Genomic DNA, 23,816 nt, shown 5'->3' with positions numbered 1-23,816 from the left:
GCGGGTGGCTGCACCCCCTTGCCCAAAGGGGGTCCCACCGTCCCCCAAACCCCCTCCCACCTCCCCAAAACGTTTTCATTGGGTTGTGCGGGAAAATTCCCATCGCAATCTGTCAGGCTGGCAATTCCATGCTCTGTCTCGGCATAGAAACCTCGTGCGATGAAACCGCGCTGGCGCTGGTGCGCGACGGCGTGGTCGTGGCCGACGTCATGTCCTCGCAGGCCGACGTGCACGCCCTGTTCGGCGGGGTGGTGCCGGAACTGGCCTCGCGCGAGCATTACCGGCTCATCGGCGCCCTGTGCGACGAAGTGCTGCGCCGCGCGGGCGTGACCGCCGCCGACATCGACGTGGTGGCCGTGGCGCGCGGGCCGGGCCTGCTGGGCAGCCTGCTGGTGGGCATGGGCTTCGCCAAGGGGTTGGCGCTGGCCACCGGCGCGCGGCTGGTGGGGGTCAACCACCTGCACGCCCACCTGCTGGCGGCGGGCATCGCCAATGAGTTGCCGTACCCCGCGCTGGGCCTGCTGGTGTCCGGCGGGCATACCCACATCTACCGCATGGAATCGCCCCGGCACATGCCGCTGCTGGGCCGCACCCTGGACGACGCGGCGGGCGAGGCCTTCGACAAGGTGGCCAAGCAACTCGGCCTTGCCTATCCCGGCGGGCGCACCATCGACGACCTGGGGCGCAAGGGCAGGGTGAACCCGGCCATGTTCCCCCGGCCCTACGTGGACAACGACAACCTGGATTTCAGCTTCAGCGGCCTGAAGACCGCCGCCGGGCTGGCGGTGCAGGCCAACCCCGCCCTGGCCGATGCCGCGCGCGCCGTGGCCCATGGTTTCGTCCCCGGCGCTTCTGATGACGCTCCTGATGACGCGCCCGTTCCCGCCCTGCGCGACCTGTACGACCTGTGCGCCTCGTTCAACCATGCCGTGGCCGACACCCTGCGCATCAAGCTGGAGCGCGCCCTGGTGCGCGAAAACGGACCGTTGCCCGGCACGCCCGCCGTCCCGGCCAAAAAGAAGCGGAAGAAGGGCGGGGCAGTGGCGGCTGACGCCGGGGCGACCGCCGGGCAGGCCGTTTCCGGCCGGGATGCCGGGGCGGCGCGCGAACCCGTGCGGGCGCTGGTGGCCGCCGGAGGCGTGGCCGCCAACTCGTACGTGCGCGCGGCCCTGGCGGATCTTGCCCGGCGCGCGGGCCTGCCGCTGCTTTTGCCGTCGCCCGCCCTGTGCACCGACAACGGCGTCATGGTGGCCCACGCGGGCTGGCGCCTGGCGTCCCTCGGGCTGGGCCACGGCCTCGCGCTGGAAACCATCCCGCGCGGGCGGACGATTCCCGATGATTTCACCATGTTCCGGAGTATATAGAAGCGGGGTGTCCGCGCCGTCGTGCTTGACACGCCAGCAGCGCCCTACTATTTCTTCATAGGTTGGCAGGAGGCGGGGCAACCGCCGGGGCGACGCCGTGCGCGGTGCGCCGCGCAGCCCCCGCGAAACGTCGTTCCTGCCCATGCCGTTACCGGGTCCTGTCCGTATCGAGACCGGGCATTGACCGTCTCGTGTGCGGTCGCCGCATCGCATATATGACCAAAAGGAGTGCACCATGGCCGTTCAGATCACCGACGCCAACTTCGAAGCCAACGTCCTCAAATCCTCCCTTCCCGTGCTGATCGACTTCTGGGCTCCCTGGTGCGGTCCGTGTCGCGCGATGGGTCCCGTCATCGACGAACTGGCCGCCGAATACGACGGCAAGGTCCTCATCGCCAAGATGAACGTGGACGAAAACCCGGCCACCCCCTCCAAGTACGGCATCCGTGCCATCCCCACCCTGATCCTGTTCAAGGGCGGCGAAGTGGTCGAGCAGATCACCGGCGCCGTGTCCAAGAGCAGCATCAAGGACATGATCGCGCAGAAGGCCCTTGGCTAACATGAAGACATACGACGCCATCGTCATTGGAGGAGGGCCGGCCGGCATGACGGCCGCCCTCTATCTTTTGCGTTCCGGCGTAAGCGTCGCCTTCGTCGAAAAGCTGTCTCCCGGCGGCCAGGTGCTCATGACCGCCGAGATAGAGAACTACCCCGGCTTTCCCAAGGGCATCCAGGGGTGGGAACTGGCGGACCTGTTCGCCGCCCACCTCGAACGCTACCCCCACGACAAGTACAACGACGCGGTGACCGCGTTCGAACCCGCGCCCGGCGCCAACCGCGTGCGCGTGGGCGACGAGTGGATCATCGGCAAGACCGTGGTGGTCTGCTCGGGCGCCCGCTACAAGAAGCTGGGCCTGCCGGACGAAGACCGCCTGATCGGCAAGGGCATCTCGTACTGCGCCCTGTGCGACGGCAACTTCTTTCGCGGACAGAAGGTCGGCGTGGTGGGCGGCGGCAACTCCGCCCTCGAGGAATCGCTGTACCTCGCCAAGCTGGTGGCCAACCTGCGCCTGATCCATCGCCGCGACGAGTTCCGCGGCTGCAAGTGCTACCAGGAAAAGGTGCAGTCCGCGCCCAACATCGACATCGAGTATTCTTCCGTCGTCAGGAAGCTGCACGGCGACAACGCCCTCACCGGCGTCACCCTGGCGGACGTGAAGACGGGCGAAGAACGCTTCCTGCCGCTGGACGGGCTGTTCATCTTCATCGGCTTCGAACCCGTGGGCGACTTTCTGCCCGACGGCATCGACAAGGACCCGCAGGGCTTCGTCATCACCGATACCGAAATGCGCACCAGCCTGCCGGGTGTCTTCGCCGCCGGGGACATCCGGGCGAAGTCCTGCCGTCAGGTGACCACCGCCGTCGGTGACGGGGCCACTGCCGCAACAGCAGCCTTCACCTACCTGGAACAGCTCGATGCGTAACGCCCTTTCCCGTATCCTGGCCGTCGTGCCCCCGTTGCTGCTGGTGCTGCTGCTCTCGGGGTGCGGCATCATCGACTACTTCTACCTGCCCCCGCCGGAAGAAACCGCACAGGAACTGTTCGAGTCCGGCAACGACGCCATGCGCGAAAAACGCTACGGCGAAGCGGCGGAATCCTTCAGCAAGCTGAAGGAGCAGTTCCCGTTCAGCCCCTACACCATCGAGGCCGAACTTTCGCTGGCCGACGCCCACTTCCTGGACGAGGACTACCTGCTGGCCGGCGAAGCCTACAAGGAATTCGAAACCCTGCACCCCCGGCACGAGGCCATTCCCTACGTGCTGTACCAGGTGGGGCAGTCGCGCCAGAAGGCCTTCCTGTCCATCGACCGGCCCACCACGGGCCTGACGGAAGCCATCCAGTACTACCAGCGCCTGCGCGAAAGCTATCCCGGCACCGAATACGCCGAGAAGGCCAAGCAGCACATCGCCGAATGCCGCCGCCTGCTCGCCGAGCGCGAACTGTACATCGGCGACTTCTTCTGGCGTGCCGAGCGCTATGGCGCCGCTTGGCGCCGCTACGTGTACGTGGTGGAGAACTTCCCGGAAATCGAGGACCTGCGCGAACACGCCGAAGCCAAGGCCAAAGTTGCCTACCTCAAGTACCGCCAGCAGCAGTCGCAGCAGGTGCACGAGCAGCGCGAAGGCTCGTGGAGGCGCTGGTTCAACTGGCTGTAGGCTTCACGGTACCGCACGCAGCATGATGCATGAGGGCGGCCCCCCGCGAGGGAGGCCGCCCTTTCGTCTGTCTGGCGGCCGGTGAAGCCGCGCCGTGTGGCTGCGGGCCTGCGGGGCGCACGGGTCCACGGATCAGTTCAGGAACCCGCGCACGCCGGTGAACACGATCTGCGCGGACAGGGCGGCCAGGATCAGCCCGGTGATCTTGCTGAGGATGGAAATGCCGGTGCGGCCCAGCAGCTTTTCGATGGCCGGGCCGATGTACAGGAGCACCGCCACGCACAGCACGGCCGCCAGCAGGCCCAGGCTGGCCACCACCCGTTCCAGCGGGCCCTGCACCGTGGCGCCCATGACCATCAGGGCCCCGATGGTGGCGGGCCCCACGGTGATGGGGATGGCCAGCGGCACCACGCTGATGTCGCCGGTCACCTCCTGCACGCGCGAGGGCTGCGGGTCGCGCACCAGGGCCACGGCGGACAGGAACAGCAGCGAGCCGGACCCGATGCGGAAGGCATCCAGGGTGATGCCGAACAGGGTGAAGATGTACTCGCCGAAGAAGTACAGGCACATGCACACGGCGTACACGGCCATGCCCACGCGCACGGCCAGCCGTCGCTGCGTCTGCGGCGTCATGTCCCGGGTCATGGTCAGGAACATGGTCAGCACGAAGAACGGCGTCAGCAGAAAGAACATCTTGACGAGGGTGGTCACGAACAGGTTGACGATGGCGCTCATGGATGCCGCTCCGATGGGGTGGCAGGGTGTGCGTGCCGGGCGCCCCGCCGTGGCTGGCACGGCGGGGTGGGGCAGGCGGATTGTACAGCGCGGGCGGTTCGCCGGGAAGGGGGGATATCCGGGCGACCGCCCGGAGTTTCGGACGGTGCTAGGCGCGGTGCACGGGCAGCGCGCCGAAGGACTGGCTGGTGGGCATGACCTCGATGCGGCTCACGTTGACGTGGGCCGGGCAGGACACGGCCCAGGCGATGGCGTCGGCGATGTCCTGGGGGCGCAGGGCGGCCGCGCCCTCGTACAGTTTGGCGGCGCGGTCGGCATCACCGCCAAAGCGGACCACGGAAAACTCGCTTTCCGCCAGCCCCGGCTCGATGTTGGTCACGCGCACGCCGGTGCCGTGCAGGTCGGCCCGCAGGCCGCGCGAGAACTGCATGACGAACGCCTTGGTGCCGCCATACACGTTGGCCCCGGGGTAGGCATAGGTGCCGGTGATGGACCCCAGGTTGACCACGTGGCCGCGCCCCCGCTCCACCATGCCGGGCAGCAGGGCGCGGGTGACATGCAGCAGGCCCTTGATGTTGGTGTCCACCATGGTGGTCCAGTCGTCCAGGCTGCACCGGTGGGCGGGCTCCAGCCCAAGGGCCAGGCCCGCATTGTTCACCAGCACGTCCACGGCGCGCCACGCCTCGGGCAGGTTCGACGCATCGGAAAGGGCGGCCTGCACCGCCTCCGCGTCGCGCACGTCGAAGCACAGCGGCAGGCAGTTGCCGTCCCCCAGTTCCGCCGCCAGCGCGTCAAGCCGGTCCTGACGCCGCCCGGTGGCGATGATGCGCCAGCCGTCGGCGGCGAAGCGGCGCGCGGTGGCCGCGCCGAACCCGGCGGTGGCCCCGGTGATGCAGACGATGCGCCCGCCGGATGCGGGCCGGACAGGTGCGGGGCGGGTGGTGGCGGCAGTGGCGGTCATGGTCATATCCTGTGGGCTGTGGTGTTCCTGAAGGGGCCGGAATGCCCACGATTCCGGGGCGGTGCGGCCCATGCCGGGCCATGCCCCCCAAAAAAAGAGGGGGACGGCGGCACGGAGGCGCATACTAGCCCCGGCGCGCCCGTCAGGCAAGCCGTTCGTCCGCACAAACGGTGGCACGCACCCGGCCGAAGGTCCGCACGGATTCGTTGCATGCGCCGCACGTGCATATCGACATGGAACGCGCCCCCGTGCTAGGCTTTGCACAAACACCGCCGCATTCCGGTGCGGCGGCCCAGCGGTGCCGGTGCGCCTTCCGGCGCCGATGCCTCTTCCGGCCGCGAGCGGCCGTACAGGACCATCCCCGCGCCGTCCCCGGCGCACGTCCAACCGCAACCTAGGAAGGCACACATGGCCCATACGTTCACCTATCCCCGCGACGTGAAAACCGTCTACTACTTCGGCACCTGCCTCGTGGACATGTCGTTCCCGCAGGCGGGCATGGCGGGCATTCACCTGCTGCGCCGCGCCGGGGTGGAAGTGGTCTTTCCGCAGGAACAGTCGTGCTGCGGCCAGCCCGCGTACAATTCCGGCTTCCTCGAAGAGGCCAGGGCCGTGGCCAGGGCGCAGATCAAGGCGTTTTCGAAAGCCGACTGGCCCATCGTGGTGCCCTCGGGTTCGTGCGCGGGCATGATGCGCCACCACTACCCGGAGATGTTCGCCAACGACCCGGAATACTTCGACGTGCGCAAATTTTCCGAACGGGTCTTCGAACTGGGCGATTTTCTGCACAACGCCCTGCACGTGCGGTACGAAGACAAGGGCAAGCCGGTGAAGGTCACCTGGCATTCCTCGTGCCACGCCATGCGCGAAATGGGGGCCACGGCTGCGGCCAAGGCGCTCATCGGCCAGCTGTCCAACGTGGAGCTGGTGGAGATCGAGCGCGAATACGAATGTTGCGGCTTCGGCGGCACGTTCTCCATCAAGCAGCCGGAAATCTCGGCCGCCATGGTGGCCGACAAGGTGGAGGACATCCGGGCCACCGGCGCCTCGGCCATCCTCTCCGGCGACTGCGGCTGTCTCATGAACATCGGCGGGGCCATGGAACGCACCGGCGTGCCCGTGGCGCCCCGACACCTTGCCGAATTCATATGGGAGCGCATCAATGGGTAGCCAGCACCTCGACTTCACGGCCAACGTCACCGAGGCCCTTGCCGACCGCCAGTTGCGCGCCAACTTCAAGTCGGCCCTCACCGGTCTGATGAAAAAGCGCGTGGCCGTGCTGCCAGACGCCGAAGAAATCGAACGCATGCGCGACGACGCCGAGGCGGCCAAGCGCAACGCGCTCGCCAAGCTGCCGGAACTGCTGGAACGGCTGGAACGCAAGTGTACGGAAAACGGCATCATCGTGCACTGGGCCGAAACCACGGCAGAAGCCAACGACATCATTCTGGGCATCATGCGCAGCCACGACGCCACCAGGCTGGTGAAGGGCAAGTCCATGGTCTCGGAAGAGATGCACCTGAACCACTTTCTCGAAACCCACGGCATCGAGGCCTTGGAGACGGACCTTGGCGAGTTCATCATCCAGTTGAACCACGAGCCGCCCTCGCACATCATCGTGCCCGCCGTGCACAAGAACCGCCAGCAGGTGGGGCGCATCTTCGCCGACAACCTGGAAGGCATTCCCTACACCGACGTGGTGGAAGAACTGAACGCCATCGCCCGCAAGACCCTGCGCGAAAAGTTCCGCACCGGGCACGTGGGCCTTTCGGGCGTGAACTTCGCCGTGGCCGAGACGGGCACCCTGGTGCTGGTGGAGAACGAGGGCAACGGCCGCATGTGCACCACGGTGCCGCCGGTGCACGTGGCCGTCATGGGCCTGGAAAAGGTGGTGGAATCGCTGTCCGACCTGCCGCCCCTGCTGCGCCTGCTCACGGCATCGGCCACGGGCCAGCTGGTCACCACCTACGTCAACTGCATCACCAGCCCCCGCAAGGAAGGCGAAAGGGACGGCCCCAAGGAAATCCACCTGGTCATCCTGGACAACGGCCGCTCCAGGATGCTGGCCGACGCCCAGTTGCGCCGCACCTTGCAGTGCATCCGCTGCGGCACCTGCCTGAACCATTGTCCGGTATACATCCGCATCGGCGGGCACGCCTACGGTTCGGTGTATCCCGGCCCCATCGGCAAGATCCTCACCCCGCAGATCGACGGGCTGGCGGAGAAGGGCGTGCTGGCCACCGCATCCAGCCTGTGCAACGCCTGCGAAGAGGTGTGCCCAGTGCGCATCCCCATTCCGGGCATCATCCGGCGCATGCGCACGGAAGCCTATGACGAAAAGGGCGACGGCGTGGTCAAGGATCACGGCGCCAAGAAGAACCTGCTGGAAACCCTGGTCTGGAAGGGCTGGGAACTGACCTACCGCATCCCCGCGCTGAACAGGTTCGTGGTGTCCATGCTGGGCAAATTCGGCGACAAGCTGCCCAACGTCGGCCCGCTGAAGGCCTGGACCAGCGTGCGCACCGCGCCGCGCTTCGCGCCCAAGAGCCTGCATCAACTCGCCAAGGAAGAGGGGATCCGCCATGAGTAGCACCGCCCGCGATCGCATCTTCGCGCGCCTGCACGCGGCGCGCACCACCGTTTCGCCCTACGTGCCGCAGGGCGGCAGTTGGCAGGCCCCCATGCTGGACAAGGCCCAGCGCATCGAACTGCTGAAGAAGCGCATGGAAGCCGTGCGCTCGGAAGTGCACGTGGTGCCCGAGGCGGAATGGCCCGCCAAGCTGCTAGAAGTGCTGAAGGCCCGCGAACCGAAAACCATGGCTTACGGCCACGACGCGTGGTTCGGCGGCACCCTGCGTTCCAAGGTGAAGGGCAAGGGGCTGCCCAAGCTGGTGCCCTACGGCGAAAACGTGGAAGCCTTCCGCGACGAACTGTTCGGCATCGACGTGGGCATAACCTCGACCCTGGGCGGCATTGCCGAGAACGGCACGCTCATCGTCTGGCCCACGCCGCAGGAACCGCGCCTGCTCTCGCTGGTGCCCACGGTGCATGTCGCGCTGCTGAAGGCCGACGCCATCTACAGCACCCTTGCCGAGGCCATGCGCGAGATGCGCTGGGCCGAGAACATGCCCACCAACGCGCTGCTCATCTCCGGCCCGTCCAAGACGGCGGACATCGAGATGACCCTGGCCTTCGGGGTGCATGGGCCCAAGGAAGTGATCGTGCTGGTGCTCGATTAGCCGAAAGCACGCACCGCACGTAACGACGCCATAACCAGCGCGCCGGGAAGGGGGATTCCCTTTTCCCGGCGCGCCGCGCATGGTGCGGCGGAGCATCCGCCGCAAAAGAGGGAAACATGCCGGAGAACGCCATCCCGAGCGGCCATGCCGCCGACCACCATTCCTTTTACGGGCACGCCTTCTACAGGCATTTCAAGGGCCGCTACTATCAGGTGGTGGGCGAGGCGTTGGACACGGCCACCGAGGGCAGGGTGGTGGTCTACCGCACCCTGTACCCGTCGGGCCATGCGCTGTTCACCCGCTCGTACGACGAATTCCACGGCTGGAAGGAAAACGCCGACGGGCAGCGCGTGCGCCGCTTCACGCCGGTAGGCTATGCCGACCTTCCCGCTGACGCCCGCGCCCACGTCATTGCCGCGCTGGACCTGACGGCCGGATAGACAGCCTTTTCGGCCAGGCATCCCCCGCCCCGTTGCCACGCCCGCCTGAAGTCGATGTTCATCATCAATGACGGCGGGATGCGCTCTTTGCTGGTCACGCCGGAATGGCCGTGATAGGATATCGTGCGCCTGTTCCCCGGTCATTGCCAGGGCGGCCCCCGTGCCGCTGCGGCAACAGCGGGAGAGAAGGCGCACGCCCTGCACGTCTGCATGGCGTGCGGAACCGCATCCGCAACGCACGGTCCCCGGAGGCGTCATGCAACCCCACGACTACGAAACCGCCCTGCGCGAAAAGAACGCCGCCGCCCTGTCATCGGTGCTGGCCGCCGTGCTGCTGACCTCGCTCAAACTGGTGGTGGGCGTCTCCACCAACAGCCTCGGCATCCTGTCGGAGGCGGCCCACAGCGGGCTGGACCTGGTGGCCGCCGCCGTCACGTGGTTCGCGGTGCGCATTTCGTCCCGCCCGCCCGACGCGCGCCACCCCTACGGCCACGGCAAGGTCGAGAACCTTTCCGCCCTGGTGGAAACGCTGCTGCTGCTGGTCACCTGCGGGTGGATCGTGTGGGAGGCCATGCACCGGCTGTTCGTGGAGCCGGAAACGGTGGTGCCGTCGGTTTGGGGGCTCGGGGTCATGGTTGTGTCCATCGTGGTGGACATCTCGCGTTCGCGCATGCTGCGCCGCGTGGCCAAAAAGTACAACAGCCAGGCCCTGGAGGCCGACGCGCTGCACTTTTCCACCGACATCTGGTCGTCCGCCGTGGTCATCGTGGGCCTGCTGGCCCTGCTGGCGGCGGACCTGCTGCCGGAAGGCTCGGCCCTGCGGCCCCTGCTGGAGCGCGCCGACGCCGTGGCCGCCCTTGCGGTGTGCGCCATCGTGGTGCACGTCAGCCTGGGCCTTGGCCGCCGGGCCGTGGACGCCCTGCTGGACGGCGGCGACGCAGGGCTTGCCGGGCGCATCGAGGCGGCCGTGGCCGCGCAACCCGGCGTGGTGCGGGTGGACCGCACCCGCGTGCGCGAAAGCGGGCCGCACGCCTTCGTGGACATGACCGTCATCGTGGCGGCCGGACTGTCGCTGGAGGCGGCCCACGAGATCACCCGGCAGGCGGAAGCCGCCGTGCGCAAGGTGGCCCCCGGCGCGGACGTGACCATCCATTTCGAGCCGCAGCAGGCGGCGGAGCGGGACGTGACGGCCCGCATCCGCTGCGTGGCCGCGGCCCACGCGCTGCCGGTGCACGCCGTGGAGGTCATCGACGCCCAGCCCGATGCCGCAGCCCCGCACGACCTGATGGTGGAACTTCATGTGGAGCTTGAAGGCCGGATGCCCCTGGCCGACGCGCACGCCCGGGTCACCGCCTTCGAGGAGGCCCTGCGCGCCGAACTGGGGCCGCTGCACGTGACCACGCACATCGAGCCCGCACAGGATACCGCCGTCACGGCCGGGCAGACGCCGTCGCGGATGATGGAATCGCCGCGCATCCAGGCCGCCGTGCAGGCCGCCACCGATGCCGAACCCGGCGTGCGCGACTGCCACCACGTGCACATCCGCAGGCACGGCGAGGACGTGTCCCTCAGCTTCCACTGTCGCATGGCCCCGGAAACCCCGGTCAGCGAGGCGCACCGCGTGTCCGCCGCCATGGAGGCCCGGCTGCGCGCCAGCCTGCCCGAACTGCGCCGGGTGGTGGTGCACATGGAGCCGGAGGGGGAGTAGGCGGACAGTCCGCCCCCTTCTCCAGTTGTCCGGGGTTCAATTCCCTCCTCAAATCAAGCCGCGGCAAGAGTGGCCAGGCGAGCTGCGTACCGTGCCATTCTTGCCGCTACAAGTTCCCCCCATGAAGATAAACGGCTTGACCTGACAGTAGCACTTTGCAGAAGCAGAGCGCCGATGCAAACGCTCCTTGATGGAAAAACGCTCTGGAGAGAAAAGACCGGACAACTCCGCTGGAATAACCATTGACTTTCTTATAGCATTTCTTGCCCTACCTTTTCTTCATCCCCCTGTCAGGTAAGGATATACTCTTTTCTCCTCCAAACAGAGGAGAATTTTTTTTATCGCTTCCTTCATTTTGATGTATTGCGGTGCGCCATTTTTTCCACATACGGTGCCCATGAATAGAATTGTGTCCATAGTCATGGAAAATACTATGGCAGCAGAAAAAACATACATCCCAGGACGTAGCTGTTCCTTTACCGGATTGCCGCCCAGCCCTCTCATCATGCGACGAGACATGCATGCGGCGGAACCTGTTTTTGAAGATGGCTGAACGGCGCAAGGAGGAAGCCATGACCACACGCCATACGTCACGTACCAATGATACCCGGCAGCGGTCTGCTTCTTTGCCTGCGCAGGCGGAACCCGGTTCTTCCTTGGCTGCGGAACATGCTCATCCTGCACCCCACGCGACCCCTGACGAGTTGTGGCAGGAGGCCACGAGCCTGGACGGCATCATTGCCGACGAGGATCTGTTCCATCTGAAAGAACTTGTGCCTGCTGAAGACAATTACGACCCTGATGATCTTTTTTTCATGCTCGACGAGGAAGGCCGCATACCAGGAGAGCCAATATGGGGAAGCGGCATCGGGGAGTATGAAGACAATGCCGGAACGCTGCTTGACGGGGTGTCTTGGCTACAGGCCTTGGCCGGCGTCATGGCAACGCCACAGGCCTTTGCCGCGGCGGCTGCGGTAAACGCCTCTCGCGCCTCCTGGTCCAGTGACGCCCAACATGATGATAATGGCGGCGGCGGTGGCGACGAGGCGGCAAAGGATTATGTTGTTCGCGGGGTGTTGCTGCAACTGGGTGACACGGCCCAGGTGCTGGAACTGCCCATGTTTTATGAGCGCGCCCTCATAGACCCCAATGGACACAGTGTACAGGTCAGCAGCTACAAAGAGGGCGTTTTTGACCAGCTTCCCGCAGAGGACTACGAGATTGCTTACAATCCGCTCACCGGGGGGTACACCTTTTCGCTCACCGCCTCCGGGCTTGCCCGCATGGCCTCTTGGCCCGAACCACACCAGCAGGTGTGTTTTATGGTGACCATAGACGGCAAAAGCTATGCCTTGCAGGTTGTGGTCAGCAAGGATGGTTCGTTCAGCAGCACAGACCAGACCCATTACGACCATATGGACGCCACGGTCGATTTGTGGGGCGAACGGTATTGCGCCGACTTCAGTCTGCCGGATAACGGCGCCCCTCGTGCGCCGCTGGTCATAACCGGGGCACGGTTCAACAACGACATGGTGTTTACCAATTCTTCCGGCACCACTCTTGTGGCGGGCAGCCACATCAGTCTGGGCGAGGGGAAGAACAGCCTGCGCGTGGAAAGCCACGCGAGCCTGAACAACCATTTTGGCCACGCCATGAAAAACGGGCACATAGAGGTGGGGAACGGCGACAATACCCTTGACTTCTCCAGTGTGTACACAGGCAGCTATGGTGCCGGGGGCTCAACGTCGTACGGCAGCATAGACAACAGCACCATACGTATCGGCAACGGCAACAATGCCATGACCGTTACCGCCACAGGCAATGAGGCCGGCAATGCCCGGGGCGCGGCCATACTCAGCAGCGATATTCTTTTCGGGGACGGCGATAACACACTGACAGCCACTGGCAGCTATTATGCCATAGGCGGCAGCCACGTTACCTTTGGCGATGGCGATAACAGGCTCGATCTGCAAGGCGAGCGGGTCATATCAGGATATTACGCCACAGGGCTACCCCAAATAGCGCCGAGCGTGCTCACCTTTGGTGATGGCGACAATACCCTGACCTTGCACGCTGTCGGCATAACCGGCGGCCCAAGCCTGGGGCTCTTGGGCAGCACCATCACCATGGGTGACGGGGACAATCATGTCCACATCCATGGCGGTACCTATGGACTGAATGCCTTGCAGATTTTTGGCATTCCCGCATCGTACACCGCCTCGAAAATGCAGTTTGGACATGGCGACAATACGCTCATTGTTGACAGCAGCTCAGAAGCCCTGGTGGGGCAGGCTGTTGTCGAGTTTGGTGATGGCGCGAACTCCGTGCACATACGTTCGGCCACCAGCAGCGCCGTGAATGGTTCGAAACTGATTCTGGGTGACGGCGACAACAACATCGTCCTCACTTCTGTCAGCGGGAACGCTGTGAGCGAAGGAGCACGGGTCATAGCAGGCGATGGCAACAATACCATCACCATTTCTTCCCAGAACGGACACGCCATTACCGGGTACCAAAGCGTTGTCTACGCAGGCAATGGCGATAATGAAATAACCATCAATGGCGGTATGTACGACGTTTCAGGATTCGCTCACTTGGGCGTAGGGTCGGGCAGCAATACCATTACGGTGCACGGCAACTTCAATGGCAGCATCAATGTCGGCTCCGACATGCTCGACCCGCCGGACGCTTTCCCGACCTTCCCGGGCTTGCAGGGCTGCGGCAATAATCATGTCTGGATAGACGGCGCCTTTCACAACTACGGGCGTGTGTTTTTTGGCGATGGCAATGATACGCTCCGCCTGACGGGAGCAATAACAAGCAGCAACGTCGGCATGCGCGGGGGGCTTGGCTTTGATGTGCTCGAACTGGCCCGCCCTGGCGGCGGCTATTCCCTGAATGGGTATAATTTCACCGGGTTTGAACATATCAAAATGGACAATGGCGGGCAAGATACCCTTGATATCGTGTACTGGAACCTGTTTGACAATGGCGGCACCATTGATTCGCTCCTCAACATTGACGGTGTGGGAGAGCACCCGGTGCTCTACATTGATGCCGACGCCAACGATATTGTGAAGCTCACCGGAACCCATACCAATGTAGGCACGCATGTATATGATTCCGTCACCTACGATGTGTACTTGTGCCATGACAGCATGACCCCAAGCTACGGTGAACTGTTTGTGCTGCTTGGCGGCGACGCCTCGCTGCTGTAAGGGGAAGAGACGCAAGGAACGAAAACCGGGCGCATCCCCCTGAGCGGGGGAGGTGCTTTCCTACCTCCGCACCCCGTTCGGATGCAGGATCGCTTCCTGTCGCCTCCCCCCGTTGGACTACCTTGCGTGCCTCCCCCTTTTCTTCCGCACCGTCGCGCGCGTACCATGACCGGAAAGGGCAGCACGGCGCATGAAAACGCAAGCGGTTACTCGCGTCGGGGTTGCGCGGCGGACAAAATGACGTACAATCCCCAGTTACCCGGTGGCTGCGGCGCTCGTCGCATGCCGGGGCCTGTACGTTTCCGCATCCCGCAGCACCGCATCCCGTCCCGCACGGCCGTTCCGGAGCATTCATGTCCGCACCCGACCTTGGCCGCTTCATCGCCGGTTTCCGGCGTTTTCAGAAAAGCTGGTTCTGCCGCGACCACAACCTGTTCGAAAACCTGGTGGAGGAGCAGTCGCCCAAGGCGCTGGTCATCGCGTGCAGCGATTCGCGCGTGGACCCGGCCCTGCTGCTGGACTGCAACCCCGGCGACCTGTTCGTGGTGCGCAACGTGGCCAACCTGGTGCCCCCGTACGAGGCGCACACCACCACCCAGCACGGGGTCAGCGCCGCGCTGGAATTCGCCGTGCGCAGCCTGAAGGTGGAAGACATCATCATCCTGGGCCACGCCCGCTGCGGCGGCATCAAGACCTTGCTGTCCGGCGCGGCAGGGGGCCGGGACGACACGGAGTTCTTGTCGCGCTGGGTCAGCATCGCCGCGCCCGCGCAGGAGCGGGTGCAGGAAAGCTGCCCGCACTGTTCGGAGCAGGAACTGCACCGCGCCTGCGAGCAGGAATCCATCCTGGTCTCGCTGGAAAACCTGATGACCTTCCCCTGGCTGCGCGCGCGGGTGGAGCGGGGCGAACTTTCGCTGCACGGCTGGTTCTTCGACCTGGAAAAGGGCGAACTGCTGGGCTGGGACGCGGCCACCGACACCTTCCAGCCCATGGTGCGCGAGTGCGTCTGACGCCGCGCCCGGATTGACATCCCGCCCCGACAGGCGCGGATTTGCGACATCCCCGGCTACCTGCCCACGGCGTGGATCCGCGCCAGCCGCGCCCGTTACGCCATGGCGCGGCACGCCCTGCCGTCGCGCCGCGCTGCCCGCGCCGTATTCCTTCCTTCGAATACCTTGAGAAAAGCCGCCGCGCATCGTATGATGGCAGACGGAGCAAAGGCGCTCCTGCCGCCCCGCGCGCGCCAGACGACGTCGCGACCGGCGGAAGGCGCCCCCAGCCCGCGTCATGCGTCGGCCGGGGGCGTTTTCCCGTCCCTCCGGGCACCCACGCACGAGACAACACGGCACCGCCGTCGTACGGATATTCCCGCATGTTCTTCTCGAAATTCTTCTCCGGCTCGAGGAACGAACCGGAGGCCCCCACCCGCGACGCCAACGCGTCCACCGACGCCCCTTCCGCCGCCCCCGGCGCCGACGCCGGTTCCGGCCAGGCCCCCGGCAATGGCGGCGAGACGCCCGAATCCCCCGGCCAGTCACCCGGACAATCACCGGACCAGCCCCACGAGCCGGGCCGTTTTGGCGGCCTGGGCGACCTGCTGGGCGAGCAGGAGCGCAAGTACGTCCTGGCCTACATCGTCATCGGCATCGTGCTGGTGGAATTTCTGGTGGCCATCGTGGCCATCTGGCAGGGCGTCGCCAACGTGCAGAGCATGCCCGACGGCACGGTGCGCTTCCGCTTTCCGTGGGGCGGCTATCTGGTTTCCGTGGCCGCCGCGCCTGTGGTGGTGCTGCTGGTGTTGCAGGTCATCGCGCTGGGCTACACCCGCCTGATCAAGGGCGACCCGGTGCTGACCGAGGCCCAACTGCGCCAGTTGCCGCCGTGGCTGCAAAAGATGCTGGCCGCGGTCAACGGCGTGCCCACCTTCCTGCTGATGCTGGGCGTAACCCTGCTGGCCGTGGTGATCTACTACTTCGACCGGGTGCTGGGCTTCGTCATCCGGCTGGGCGAATCCACCGAACACCTGGTGCTGTGGGTGGGCGGCGGCGTGCTGGCCGCGTGGTGCGTGGGCTACCTGGGGCGGATGTGGTTCGCCTACAAGGTGCGCCGCATGCAGGAGGAATACGCCTACCGGCGCGAAGTGCTGGACCGCACCGGCATGATCATCGTGGACCAGCGCAGCATGCTGGCCCAGTTGCCCGGACACGTCGATCCCATGACGCCGCGCGCCCTGCCGGGCACCATCGACGTATCGCCCTCCGGCGGGATGCAGGCCCCCCGAGTTCTGCCGCCCGCCCCGCCTGCGCCATCAGCACACGTCACCGAGGCCCAGGACGCGCCCCCCGTGTCCCCCGCGCCGCCCGCCACCCCCATGGTGGTGGATGCACCGGCCGGTGACGCGGGCGCGACCCACGTGGTGGAGGTGTACGACGCCACCGCCCCCGATTCCGCCAGCGAACCCGAAGGCGAAGTGATCGAGCCGGGCCTGCACGAACCGTCCTCCCGCAAGCCGGTCCCCCAACCGATCCCTCAAAAGCCCGCCCCGGCGCCCAAAAAACCCCGCACGCGCAAGAAGGCACCGGAATAGCAGGGAACCGGAAGGACGGGACTGCGGAACAGCCCCCCAAAAAAACGAAGCCGGGTGGCATCGCGCGACGCCACCCGGCTTCATGATTTCGTGCGGGCGCGGTTCCCGGTCAATACTGCCGGGCGGCTACCATCGTCAAAAGAAAAGGGGCCATGCGTCCTTTTTCGGCGGCCCCTTGCAATGACGGCCGGTTTTGGGCCAACATGCCCGGCACATACCCTACGCCGGTCTTTCAGATGTGGAGGTGCACCATGGCGGACATGCAGGGATACGAGCAGTTGGGGCTCTTCTACCTGGGGCGGGAACTGGACATGGACAGCGGCGAGGCGGCGCGGACGCCCCTTCTGTTCAGGAACAAGGACCTCACCACCCATGCCGCCATCATCGGCATGACCGGCAGCGGCAAGACCGGCCTCGGCATCGGCCTGATCGAAGAGGCCATCATGGACGACATCCCCTCGATCATCATCGATCCCAAGGGGGACATGGCCAACCTGCTGCTCACCTTTCCCGCGCTGTCGCCCGCCGATTTCCAGCCCTGGATCGACCCCGCCGAGGCCAGCCGCAAGGGGCTGTCCGTCGAAGCCCACGCCGCGCAGGTGGCGAAAACGTGGGAGGACGGCCTGCGCGGCTACGGCCAGACACGGGAACGCATCGCCGCCCTGCGGCAAAAGACCGGCTTCACCCTCTACACCCCCGGTTTCGGGCTGGGCGTACCCGTGTCGGTGCTGGGCGATTTCGCGGCGCCACCGGCGGACGTCCTTGCGGAAAGCGACATCCTGAACGCCCTGGTCGGCTCCACCGCCACCAGCCTGCTGAGCCTCATCGACGTGCACGGCGATCCCCTGCAAAGCCGCGAGCACATCCTGGTCAGTTCGCTGCTCCTGCACCACTGGCGCAAGGGCGAGGGACTGACCATGGAAAGCCTCATCGGCGGCATCGTCAGCCCGCCGTTCACGAAGATCGGGGTCTTTCCCATGGACGGCTTTTTCCCGCAGAACGACCGCCTGGCGCTGGCCATGCGCCTGAACAACATCATCGCCAGCCCCACCTTCGCCGCCTGGACGCAGGGCCGCCCGCTGGACATCCAGCGCATTCTCTACGGCGAGGACGGCCGCCCGCAAACGGCGATCTTTTCCATCGCCCACCTTGCCGAGGCCGAGCGGATGTTCTTCGTGACCATGCTGCTCAACCAGGTCATCGCCTGGATGCGCCGGCAGCAGGGCACGGCATCCCTGAAGGCGCTCTTGTACATGGACGAGATATTCGGCTACTTCCCGCCCACGGCCAACCCGCCGTCCAAGAAGCCGATGCTCGTCCTGCTCAAGCAGGCGCGCGCCTTCGGGCTGGGGGTGGTCCTCTCCACCCAGAACCCGGTGGACCTCGACTACAAGGGGCTGTCCAACATCGGCACCTGGTTCGTCGGGCGGCTGCAAACCAGCCAGGACCAGGAGCGGGTGGCCGGGGGCATTGCCGGGGCCAGCGACGGAAAGCTGGAACACGGCCAGGTGAAGAGCCTGCTGTCGCGCCTGAAGGGGCGGCAGTTCCTGCTGACGTCCGCGCACCTGGAAGCGCCCCTGCTGTTCGAAACCCGCTGGACCATGTCCTATCTGAAAGGCCCCATCGCGGGCGACGACATCAGGCGGCTTGCCGGGGAAGGGTGGACGCCGCCGGACCAACGCGTTGCCGCGCCCCTTGCGGCGCACGGGGAACGGACCGGCGGTCCCGGCGGGCATCCGCCCTTGCTCGCGGACACCATCGAGCAGCTCTATTACCTGCACCCCGTGCCCAGCGACGCGCCGGTGTTCGCCCCCTGGCTTTCCGCCCGCGCGACGCTGCGCTTTCACAACCCCGGCAGGAACATCGACGAAAGCCGGGACATCGCCCTGCGCCTGTATCTCGACGACCGGTTCGTCCGGCCCGAGTGGGCGGACGGGGAGGACATCCCCTTTCCGGAGACCGACTGCCTGCGCCAGCCGCCCGCGGGCAGCCGTTTTCACGAGGTTCCGGAGGCCATTACCCGGCTGAAGGACCTGAAGCCCCTGCACAAGTCGTTCATCGACTTCCTCTACCAGTCCCGGCAACTGGAACTCTTTCGGGCGGCGTCGCTGAAAATGGAATCCCGCCCCGGCGAAACCCTGGGCGATTTCAAGGTGCGCGTGGCGGACGCCCTGCGCGGGCGCAAGGACGCGGCGCTGGACGACCTACGGCGGAAATACGCCGTGCGCCAGAAAAGCCTGGAACAGAAACTGCTGGCCGCCCAAGGCAAGCTGGAGCGGGAACAGGGCGACGTGCAGTCGAAAACCGCCGACGCCCTGATTTCCTTCGGGGCGGCGGTGGTCGGCGCTTTTCTGGGGCGCAAGACGTTTTCGGCGGGCAATGTTTCGCGGGCGGCCACCGGTTTCAGGAGCGCCGGTCGGGTGATGAAGGAACGGGGCGACGTACAGCGCGCCGAAGAATCCATCGCCCTCTTGCAGCAGGAACAGGCGGACCTTGCGGCGGAAATCGAGGAAAAGGCGCGGCAACTGGCGGCGGCCCACGATGTGGAATCCTGCCCCATCGAATCGTTTACCCTCAAACCCCGACGCAGCGACATCTTCGACGTTCGCCTGTCCCTGCTCTGGGAAATGGCCCTGTAGCCGCTGCCCGGAACAACGGCCTGACAACGCCGGAGCCCGTCACGCCGCGTCACGTCGCGTCACGTCGCGCCAGGGGGGTGACAGGGGGTGCCGGGGGGCGGGCGGGCAGGGGATGGAGCCCGCTGCGCGACCGGGTCCGAAAAAGATTCGGGCCGACCCGCTGCAAGGCAGGTCGGCCCAAAAATTGGTGGAGGCGGCGGGAATCGAACCCGCGTCCGAGAACATTCCACGCGAAACGTCTACAGGCTTATGTCGGGAACAATTGTCGTCACGGGCTTGGCCCCCGACCGGGCGGCCCTAGACCAGCTCACCTGTAGTTCTTACATCCGCAGCGGCGAGCGCCCTTGGATGCCAGCCCGATGAAGTTACACCTCGCCGACGTATCGGGCGTCGGACGGTTCGGCGTGGCCACTAATTAGGCAGCCAGTGCGTATTCGTAATTGTTGGCAATTACTTTTGGTGCCGCTTTTTACGAGGCCAGCGGCGCCTCGGCCTGCAGTTCCGGCTTCCACATCCCCGTCGAAACCAGGGCGCCCCCGTACGTACGGCGGTGTCCGGCGAACGGCGTGTCGTGCCGTGATGCGGTGCGGGCCACCATCCCGCTTCGCATATGATAATGCCGTCTCCGGCAAAGGCAAGGTGTTGCGGGGCATATGCGCCTGGCGAGTCGCGCCCGCTTCCCCGGCCCGACCGAAACAGGGACTATACGGGCTTTTGCGCCCGGTGGCAAGGGATGCGCGCCGCAGGGGCCGGGCAACGCGGGAAGGGGGGGCGGCTAGGCGTTTCTGCCGAAATAGAAGTGCGACATGGCCCCCTTCAGGCTGACCCGGTAGGCGGATGCGGCCCCTTCGGATGCGCCGTCCGCCGTCACCGCGTCCACGGCGTCGTAGGCTGCCGCGCCCACGCGCGCGGTGACCACCCGGCGCAGGTTGCGGATGTCGCGGATGATTTCCGACTGCGAGGCCAGTTCCCCGAAGGCGGAAGAGAGCTCCGGCGCGCCGGACAGGGTCTGCTGGATGCGCGCCTTGTCCGGGTGGTCGCCCAGCACGGACAGCGCCCCCTCGTCGTCCATGGACAGGGTCAGCTTTTCGTCCAGTGACACCCCGGCCTCGTCCAGCCGGGCGGAAAGGGTGTCCAGAAACCCCTCCTGAAGGTCCGCGACGTTCTGTTCCAGCGTTTCCAGCACATTGCCGCCGCGCTCGGAAATATCTTCCAGCGTGGACCGCAGTCTGGGGCTCAACGCGGAAAGGCTGGCGCTGTCGGTCAGGCGCGCAAGGCCGCCGTCCGCCGTCTGCGCCTGCTCGGACCCGGACGCGGTGCGTCCTGCATCGGCGTCCTGTCCCGTGGTGCGGTGGACAACCATCATGCTGCCGAGATTGTTGTAGATGCCGTCTATGGCCACGCCCGCCTCCGTCGTGCAGAAATTTCCCTTCCCGTGTCTGGGGCGGAAATGAGCAAGATCGGTGCCAGCCTGCGGCGCGTGCGGCAAGCACGCCCCATGGTAAAAGGCAACGTGCCGGAACGCCCGCGGGACAGGGCGCTCCGATACGTTGACAGGGGCGGGGCTTTTGCCGGAATCTGCGGGAAAGACCGGGGTTCCGCCACATGCGGGCCACGGCGGGAGAACGCCATGCTGGACAACGACATGACGACGAACGACATGACCGGCAGCCATGCCGGATGCCCCGGCGGCACCGGATACGGAACGTCGGCCGCCCGTGGCCGGACCGGCGCGCGCCACCTGGTGGTCGCGCTGCTGTGCATCGCCCTGGGGACCGCGCTTCCGGGCGGCCTGCCAACGTCCGCGCGGGCCGAGGCCACGCAGTTGGGGGGCGACTACCCCGACGCGCAGTGCACCTCGCCCATGCGCCCCTTTGCGGGGGACAAAGCCTGGGAATGGGACCTGTACCGGCAGAAGATGGGCGCCTACCGGGCCTGCGTGGATGCCTACGTGCGGCGCGCCCGCGCGGATATCGAGATCATCCAGGGCAAGATCGACAAGGCCGTGCGCGAATACAACCGCGAGGTGACCATGCCCTGAGTGAGGGTGCCCCTGAACGGCGTTACGGCGCGGCGGGTGAAAGGGCAGGGGAGAAACAGCCCTAGCCGGGGCCGTTCCAGTGCCCGCAATTCTCGCAGGCAAAGCCGGAAAAGTCCGCCGCCCCGGCATCGTCGGTCCACACCTCCACTTCGTTGACGTGGCCGCAGTTCTCGCAGGGGATGCGGGCCAGGTGCTCCTCGGGGTCGTAGTCGCATTCCTCGCCACGGATCAGCAGGGTAGTGGTGTACTCGGGCATGGCGGCCTCCGGGATGTGCGGTGCCGGGCAACGCCACAGGCGCGCGGCCCGCGTGTTCGGGGGGATGGTCCATCCTGACGATGCAGCAGGTCCGGCGCGCGGTCAACCCCTGCTGGGCAAGCCGGGCCAGGCGTCCCGCCGGTTGCGGGGCGGCGGCGGAAGCGGCGCGTGGTCCGGGTTTCCGGCATCTTGACCGGCGCGCCCGGCTGGCCTATATTGTTCAACGTGCCGCCGGATGGCGGCGCCGAACTGTGCCGCTGTGCGGGGTTTGCCCCGACGGCGGGACACTTTCTTTTTGCCCGGCAACAGACCATGCCCAGATATCGCAAGGAACGAGCATGAGCAGCATCCCCATCTCCACCGAAGGCTACGAACGACTGAAGAAGGAACTGGAACGCCTGAAGTCGGAACGCCCGGCGGTCATCCAGGCCATCAAGGAAGCCCGCGAAGAGGGCGACCTGCGCGAAAACGCCGGGTACGACGCCGCCCGCGAACGCCAGGGCATGCTTGAGGCCCGCATCTCGTACATCGAATCGCGCATGGCCCAGTTCAACGTCATCAACCTGGACTCCCTGTCCGGCGACAAGGTGATGTTCGGCGCCACCGTGGAGATCGAGGACCTCGACAGCGGCGAGGCCAAGCGCTACACGCTGCTCGGCCCGGACGAGGCGGACTACGCCCAGGGCTCCATTTCCGTGCTTTCGCCGGTGGCGCGCGCGCTGCTGGGCAAGGAAGAAGGCGACGAGATCGTGGTGGAGGCCCCGCGCGGCCGCATCAGCTACGAGATCATCTCCATCGCCTTCGAGGGTGTGCGCCGTTAGCGCCGGGCTCGCCACACGCCTGCACCGACGCCCCGGCCCACCGCCGGGGCGTTTCCGTTCCCTGGGGCGGCGGACCTGCCGCCGCGCCTTGGGGAAACAGGCGGGAAGGGGGTTTCGCCCCGCCCGTAAAGATGGCATGATCCACGTGAAAGAATGCACATGCGGGTTCGCATCCGGAATGCGACCCGGCAACGGAAGGAGCGCGCCATGGCCAACGCCCGGAACCTGACCACCGACCGTCTCGACGCCTTGCGCCACAAGCTGCTGGCCATGCTCGCCACGGTGGAGCAGGCCATCGACAGTTGCATCGAAGCCTACTGCCAGCGCGACGAGGCCAGAGCCTGGTCCGTGGCCTCCCACGACCACGCCATCAACGAAATGGAAACCTGCATCGACGAAATGGGCATGCGCCTGCTGGCCCGCGAAAGCCCGCTGGCCCAGGATCTGCGCACCGTGCTGGCCACCATGCGCATCGCCAACGACATAGAGCGCATGGCCGACGAGGCCGCCAACATCGCCGAACGCACCATGCCCCTGGTGGCCCTGCCGCCGCTGCCCTTCGACGAGGACTTCAAGGCGTACGTGCCGCTGGTGCGTAACATGGTGCACCAGGCCGTGCAGTGCGTGGTGGACATGGATGCGGACCTGGGCCGCAGGCTGGCGGAACTGGACGAGGGCGTGGACTGCGCGCTGCGCCAGCTTACCCTCAAGGTCATCCAGCACATGAAGGCCAACCCCGACAAGGTCGAGGCGGCGCTGTCGTTCCTGATCATCTGCCGTCGGCTGGAACGCATCGGAGACCTTTCCACCAACATCGGCGAAAGCGTGTTTTTCGCCGTGCGCGGGGTCAACGCCAAGCACAGCCACTTCGAGGACGACTGCAACGCATGATGTTGTTGCGCAGCACAACGCCATGCGCGTGAACATATCAGACAATACCGCAGAACGCTTTGGATGCAGTGCGGGAAACGTCTTTCCGGCGTTCCATCCGTCGGCGACGCGTAGCTCTGACCGAAAAACAGTTCCCGCGACAAGAGGGCGTTGAGCGCGACCACAATGAGCGAGACACCCCCCAGCCATGGACGGCGTCACCCAGCCGTGCGCCGCGGCACGCCAGTCCAACGGGCACGAGGGGCATTCCGACGTGGCCAGGACGTCCTTCAGGCGTCCCGTCAGAAGCGGAGGAGGGGGCGGGCTGCATGGGACCTCTTGCGGGAAGGGGCGCGGTTCACCGATGCGGGCAGACTGGCACGGAGCATGGTGCGCGTCACCACGGGCGGCCCGCAAAAGGGACGCAGCGCGGCTTCCGGCGTGGACCGGACTGGGGGCAGGGGGGGCAGGGGGGCGTGGACCGGCACCCCTGAAAGACGTGGAAAAATGGACAGCGCGGAAAATGAAAAAGGCCCCGCATGCGCAGGGCCTCTTGTATTCCTGGTAGCAAGGGAGGGACTTGAACCCCCGACACTGCGGGTATGAACCGCATGCTCTAACCAACTGAGCTACCTTGCCAAGTCCAGCGCCGCACGGGGTCGTTCCCGTTGCGACGGATGGTTTCTCTACCGGACACGGGGTGCCTTGGCAAGCGTTTTT

At 66.0% G+C, this 23,816-nt stretch carries 19 protein-coding genes, 1 tRNA gene, 1 other RNA gene and 1 pseudogene; 16 read left to right on the top strand and 6 right to left on the bottom strand.

Annotated elements, in window-relative coordinates:
• Positions 1-128: 128 nt before the first annotated feature.
• The 4 genes and pseudogenes from tsaD to V6B97_RS14395 form a co-directional block, all read left to right on the top strand.
• Positions 129-1,271, top strand: a pseudogene (tsaD, locus tag V6B97_RS14410) (tRNA (adenosine(37)-N6)-threonylcarbamoyltransferase complex transferase subunit TsaD); the annotation flags it as partial.
• Between the two features lie 328 nt (positions 1,272-1,599).
• Entirely contained in the window at positions 1,600-1,923 is a 324-nt protein-coding gene (trxA, locus tag V6B97_RS14405; protein ID WP_309541912.1) for a thioredoxin, read from the top strand.
• A 1-nt stretch (position 1,924) separates the two neighbouring features.
• Positions 1,925-2,848 carry an NAD(P)/FAD-dependent oxidoreductase gene (locus V6B97_RS14400; RefSeq protein ID WP_333507206.1) on the top strand — a complete coding sequence of 308 codons (924 nt, stop codon included), beginning with the start codon at positions 1,925-1,927 and terminating at the stop codon, positions 2,846-2,848.
• Complete coding sequence (locus tag V6B97_RS14395; protein ID WP_333507205.1) at positions 2,841-3,581, top strand: outer membrane protein assembly factor BamD; 741 nt, start codon at positions 2,841-2,843, stop codon at positions 3,579-3,581. The genes V6B97_RS14400 and V6B97_RS14395 overlap by 8 nt, the downstream gene beginning before the upstream one ends.
• Positions 3,582-3,713: 132 nt before the next feature.
• Here the strand turns inward: V6B97_RS14395 and V6B97_RS14390 are convergent, their stop codons facing one another.
• On the bottom strand, positions 3,714-4,316 hold the full coding sequence (locus V6B97_RS14390) for a MarC family protein (protein WP_333507204.1): 603 nt from the start codon (positions 4,314-4,316) through the stop codon (positions 3,714-3,716).
• Positions 4,317-4,464: 148 nt separating this feature from the next.
• On the bottom strand, positions 4,465-5,277 hold the full coding sequence (locus tag V6B97_RS14385; protein ID WP_333507203.1) for an SDR family NAD(P)-dependent oxidoreductase: 813 nt from the start codon (positions 5,275-5,277) through the stop codon (positions 4,465-4,467).
• Positions 5,278-5,685: 408 nt separating this feature from the next.
• On the opposite strand from V6B97_RS14385, the gene V6B97_RS14380 reads away from it, so the two are divergent.
• From V6B97_RS14380 to V6B97_RS14340, 9 genes are all read left to right on the top strand, one after another.
• Positions 5,686-6,447 (top strand): (Fe-S)-binding protein, encoded by a 762-nt coding sequence (locus tag V6B97_RS14380; RefSeq protein WP_333507202.1) that lies wholly within the window; start codon positions 5,686-5,688, stop codon positions 6,445-6,447.
• Complete coding sequence (locus V6B97_RS14375; protein WP_333507201.1) at positions 6,440-7,867, top strand: LutB/LldF family L-lactate oxidation iron-sulfur protein; 1,428 nt, start codon at positions 6,440-6,442, stop codon at positions 7,865-7,867. The genes V6B97_RS14380 and V6B97_RS14375 overlap by 8 nt, the downstream gene beginning before the upstream one ends.
• On the top strand, positions 7,860-8,516 hold the full coding sequence (locus V6B97_RS14370) for a LutC/YkgG family protein (protein ID WP_333507200.1): 657 nt from the start codon (positions 7,860-7,862) through the stop codon (positions 8,514-8,516). The genes V6B97_RS14375 and V6B97_RS14370 overlap by 8 nt, the downstream gene beginning before the upstream one ends.
• A 116-nt stretch (positions 8,517-8,632) precedes the next feature.
• Positions 8,633-8,956 (top strand): DUF1653 domain-containing protein, encoded by a 324-nt coding sequence (locus V6B97_RS14365; protein WP_333507199.1) that lies wholly within the window; start codon positions 8,633-8,635, stop codon positions 8,954-8,956.
• 256 nt (positions 8,957-9,212) lie between these two features.
• Positions 9,213-10,664, top strand: coding sequence for a cation-efflux pump (locus V6B97_RS14360; protein WP_333507198.1), 1,452 nt, complete (start codon positions 9,213-9,215; stop codon positions 10,662-10,664).
• 521 nt (positions 10,665-11,185) lie between these two features.
• Positions 11,186-13,882, top strand: a complete 2,697-nt coding sequence (locus V6B97_RS14355) for a hypothetical protein (RefSeq protein WP_333507197.1) — start codon at positions 11,186-11,188, stop codon at positions 13,880-13,882.
• A 353-nt stretch (positions 13,883-14,235) separates the two neighbouring features.
• Positions 14,236-14,892 carry a carbonic anhydrase gene (locus V6B97_RS14350; RefSeq protein ID WP_333507196.1) on the top strand — a complete coding sequence of 219 codons (657 nt, stop codon included), beginning with the start codon at positions 14,236-14,238 and terminating at the stop codon, positions 14,890-14,892.
• Between the two features lie 362 nt (positions 14,893-15,254).
• Positions 15,255-16,469 (top strand): hypothetical protein, encoded by a 1,215-nt coding sequence (locus V6B97_RS14345; protein WP_333507195.1) that lies wholly within the window; start codon positions 15,255-15,257, stop codon positions 16,467-16,469.
• Positions 16,470-16,720: 251 nt separating this feature from the next.
• A complete protein-coding gene (locus V6B97_RS14340; RefSeq protein WP_333507194.1) occupies positions 16,721-19,108 on the top strand; it encodes an ATP-binding protein in 2,388 nt (795 codons plus the stop codon).
• 185 nt (positions 19,109-19,293) lie between these two features.
• Here the strand turns inward: V6B97_RS14340 and ssrA are convergent.
• Together ssrA and V6B97_RS14330 are read right to left on the bottom strand one after the other, a co-directional pair.
• Positions 19,294-19,646, bottom strand: a transfer-messenger RNA (tmRNA) gene (gene ssrA, locus V6B97_RS14335).
• Between the two features lie 237 nt (positions 19,647-19,883).
• Positions 19,884-20,510 carry a hypothetical protein gene (locus tag V6B97_RS14330; protein WP_333507193.1) on the bottom strand — a complete coding sequence of 209 codons (627 nt, stop codon included), beginning with the start codon at positions 20,508-20,510 and terminating at the stop codon, positions 19,884-19,886.
• Positions 20,511-20,738: 228 nt separating this feature from the next.
• Between V6B97_RS14330 and V6B97_RS14325 the strand changes: the two genes are divergently transcribed.
• Positions 20,739-21,149: a hypothetical protein gene (locus tag V6B97_RS14325; RefSeq protein ID WP_333507192.1), complete on the top strand. Its 411-nt coding sequence runs from the start codon at positions 20,739-20,741 to the stop codon at positions 21,147-21,149.
• A 61-nt stretch (positions 21,150-21,210) separates the two neighbouring features.
• Here the strand turns inward: V6B97_RS14325 and V6B97_RS14320 are convergent, their stop codons facing one another.
• Positions 21,211-21,405: a hypothetical protein gene (locus V6B97_RS14320; protein WP_333507191.1), complete on the bottom strand. Its 195-nt coding sequence runs from the start codon at positions 21,403-21,405 to the stop codon at positions 21,211-21,213.
• A 338-nt stretch (positions 21,406-21,743) separates the two neighbouring features.
• On the opposite strand from V6B97_RS14320, the gene greA reads away from it, so the two are divergent.
• Complete coding sequence (gene greA / locus V6B97_RS14315; RefSeq protein WP_333507190.1) at positions 21,744-22,226, top strand: transcription elongation factor GreA; 483 nt, start codon at positions 21,744-21,746, stop codon at positions 22,224-22,226.
• Positions 22,227-22,433: 207 nt separating this feature from the next.
• Positions 22,434-23,117, top strand: coding sequence for a phosphate signaling complex protein PhoU (phoU, locus tag V6B97_RS14310; protein WP_333507189.1), 684 nt, complete (start codon positions 22,434-22,436; stop codon positions 23,115-23,117).
• Positions 23,118-23,658: 541 nt separating this feature from the next.
• Here the strand turns inward: phoU and V6B97_RS14305 are convergent.
• Positions 23,659-23,735, bottom strand: a tRNA-Met gene (locus V6B97_RS14305).
• Positions 23,736-23,816: the final 81 nt, after the last annotated feature.

The organism is Nitratidesulfovibrio sp. 1201_IL3209, assembly GCF_036763125.1.
In the GTDB taxonomy this organism is placed as follows: Bacteria; Desulfobacterota; Desulfovibrionia; order Desulfovibrionales; family Desulfovibrionaceae; genus Cupidesulfovibrio.
The sequence above is the reverse complement of the archived record's forward strand: the minus strand, read 5'-3'. Positions and strand labels throughout refer to the sequence as shown.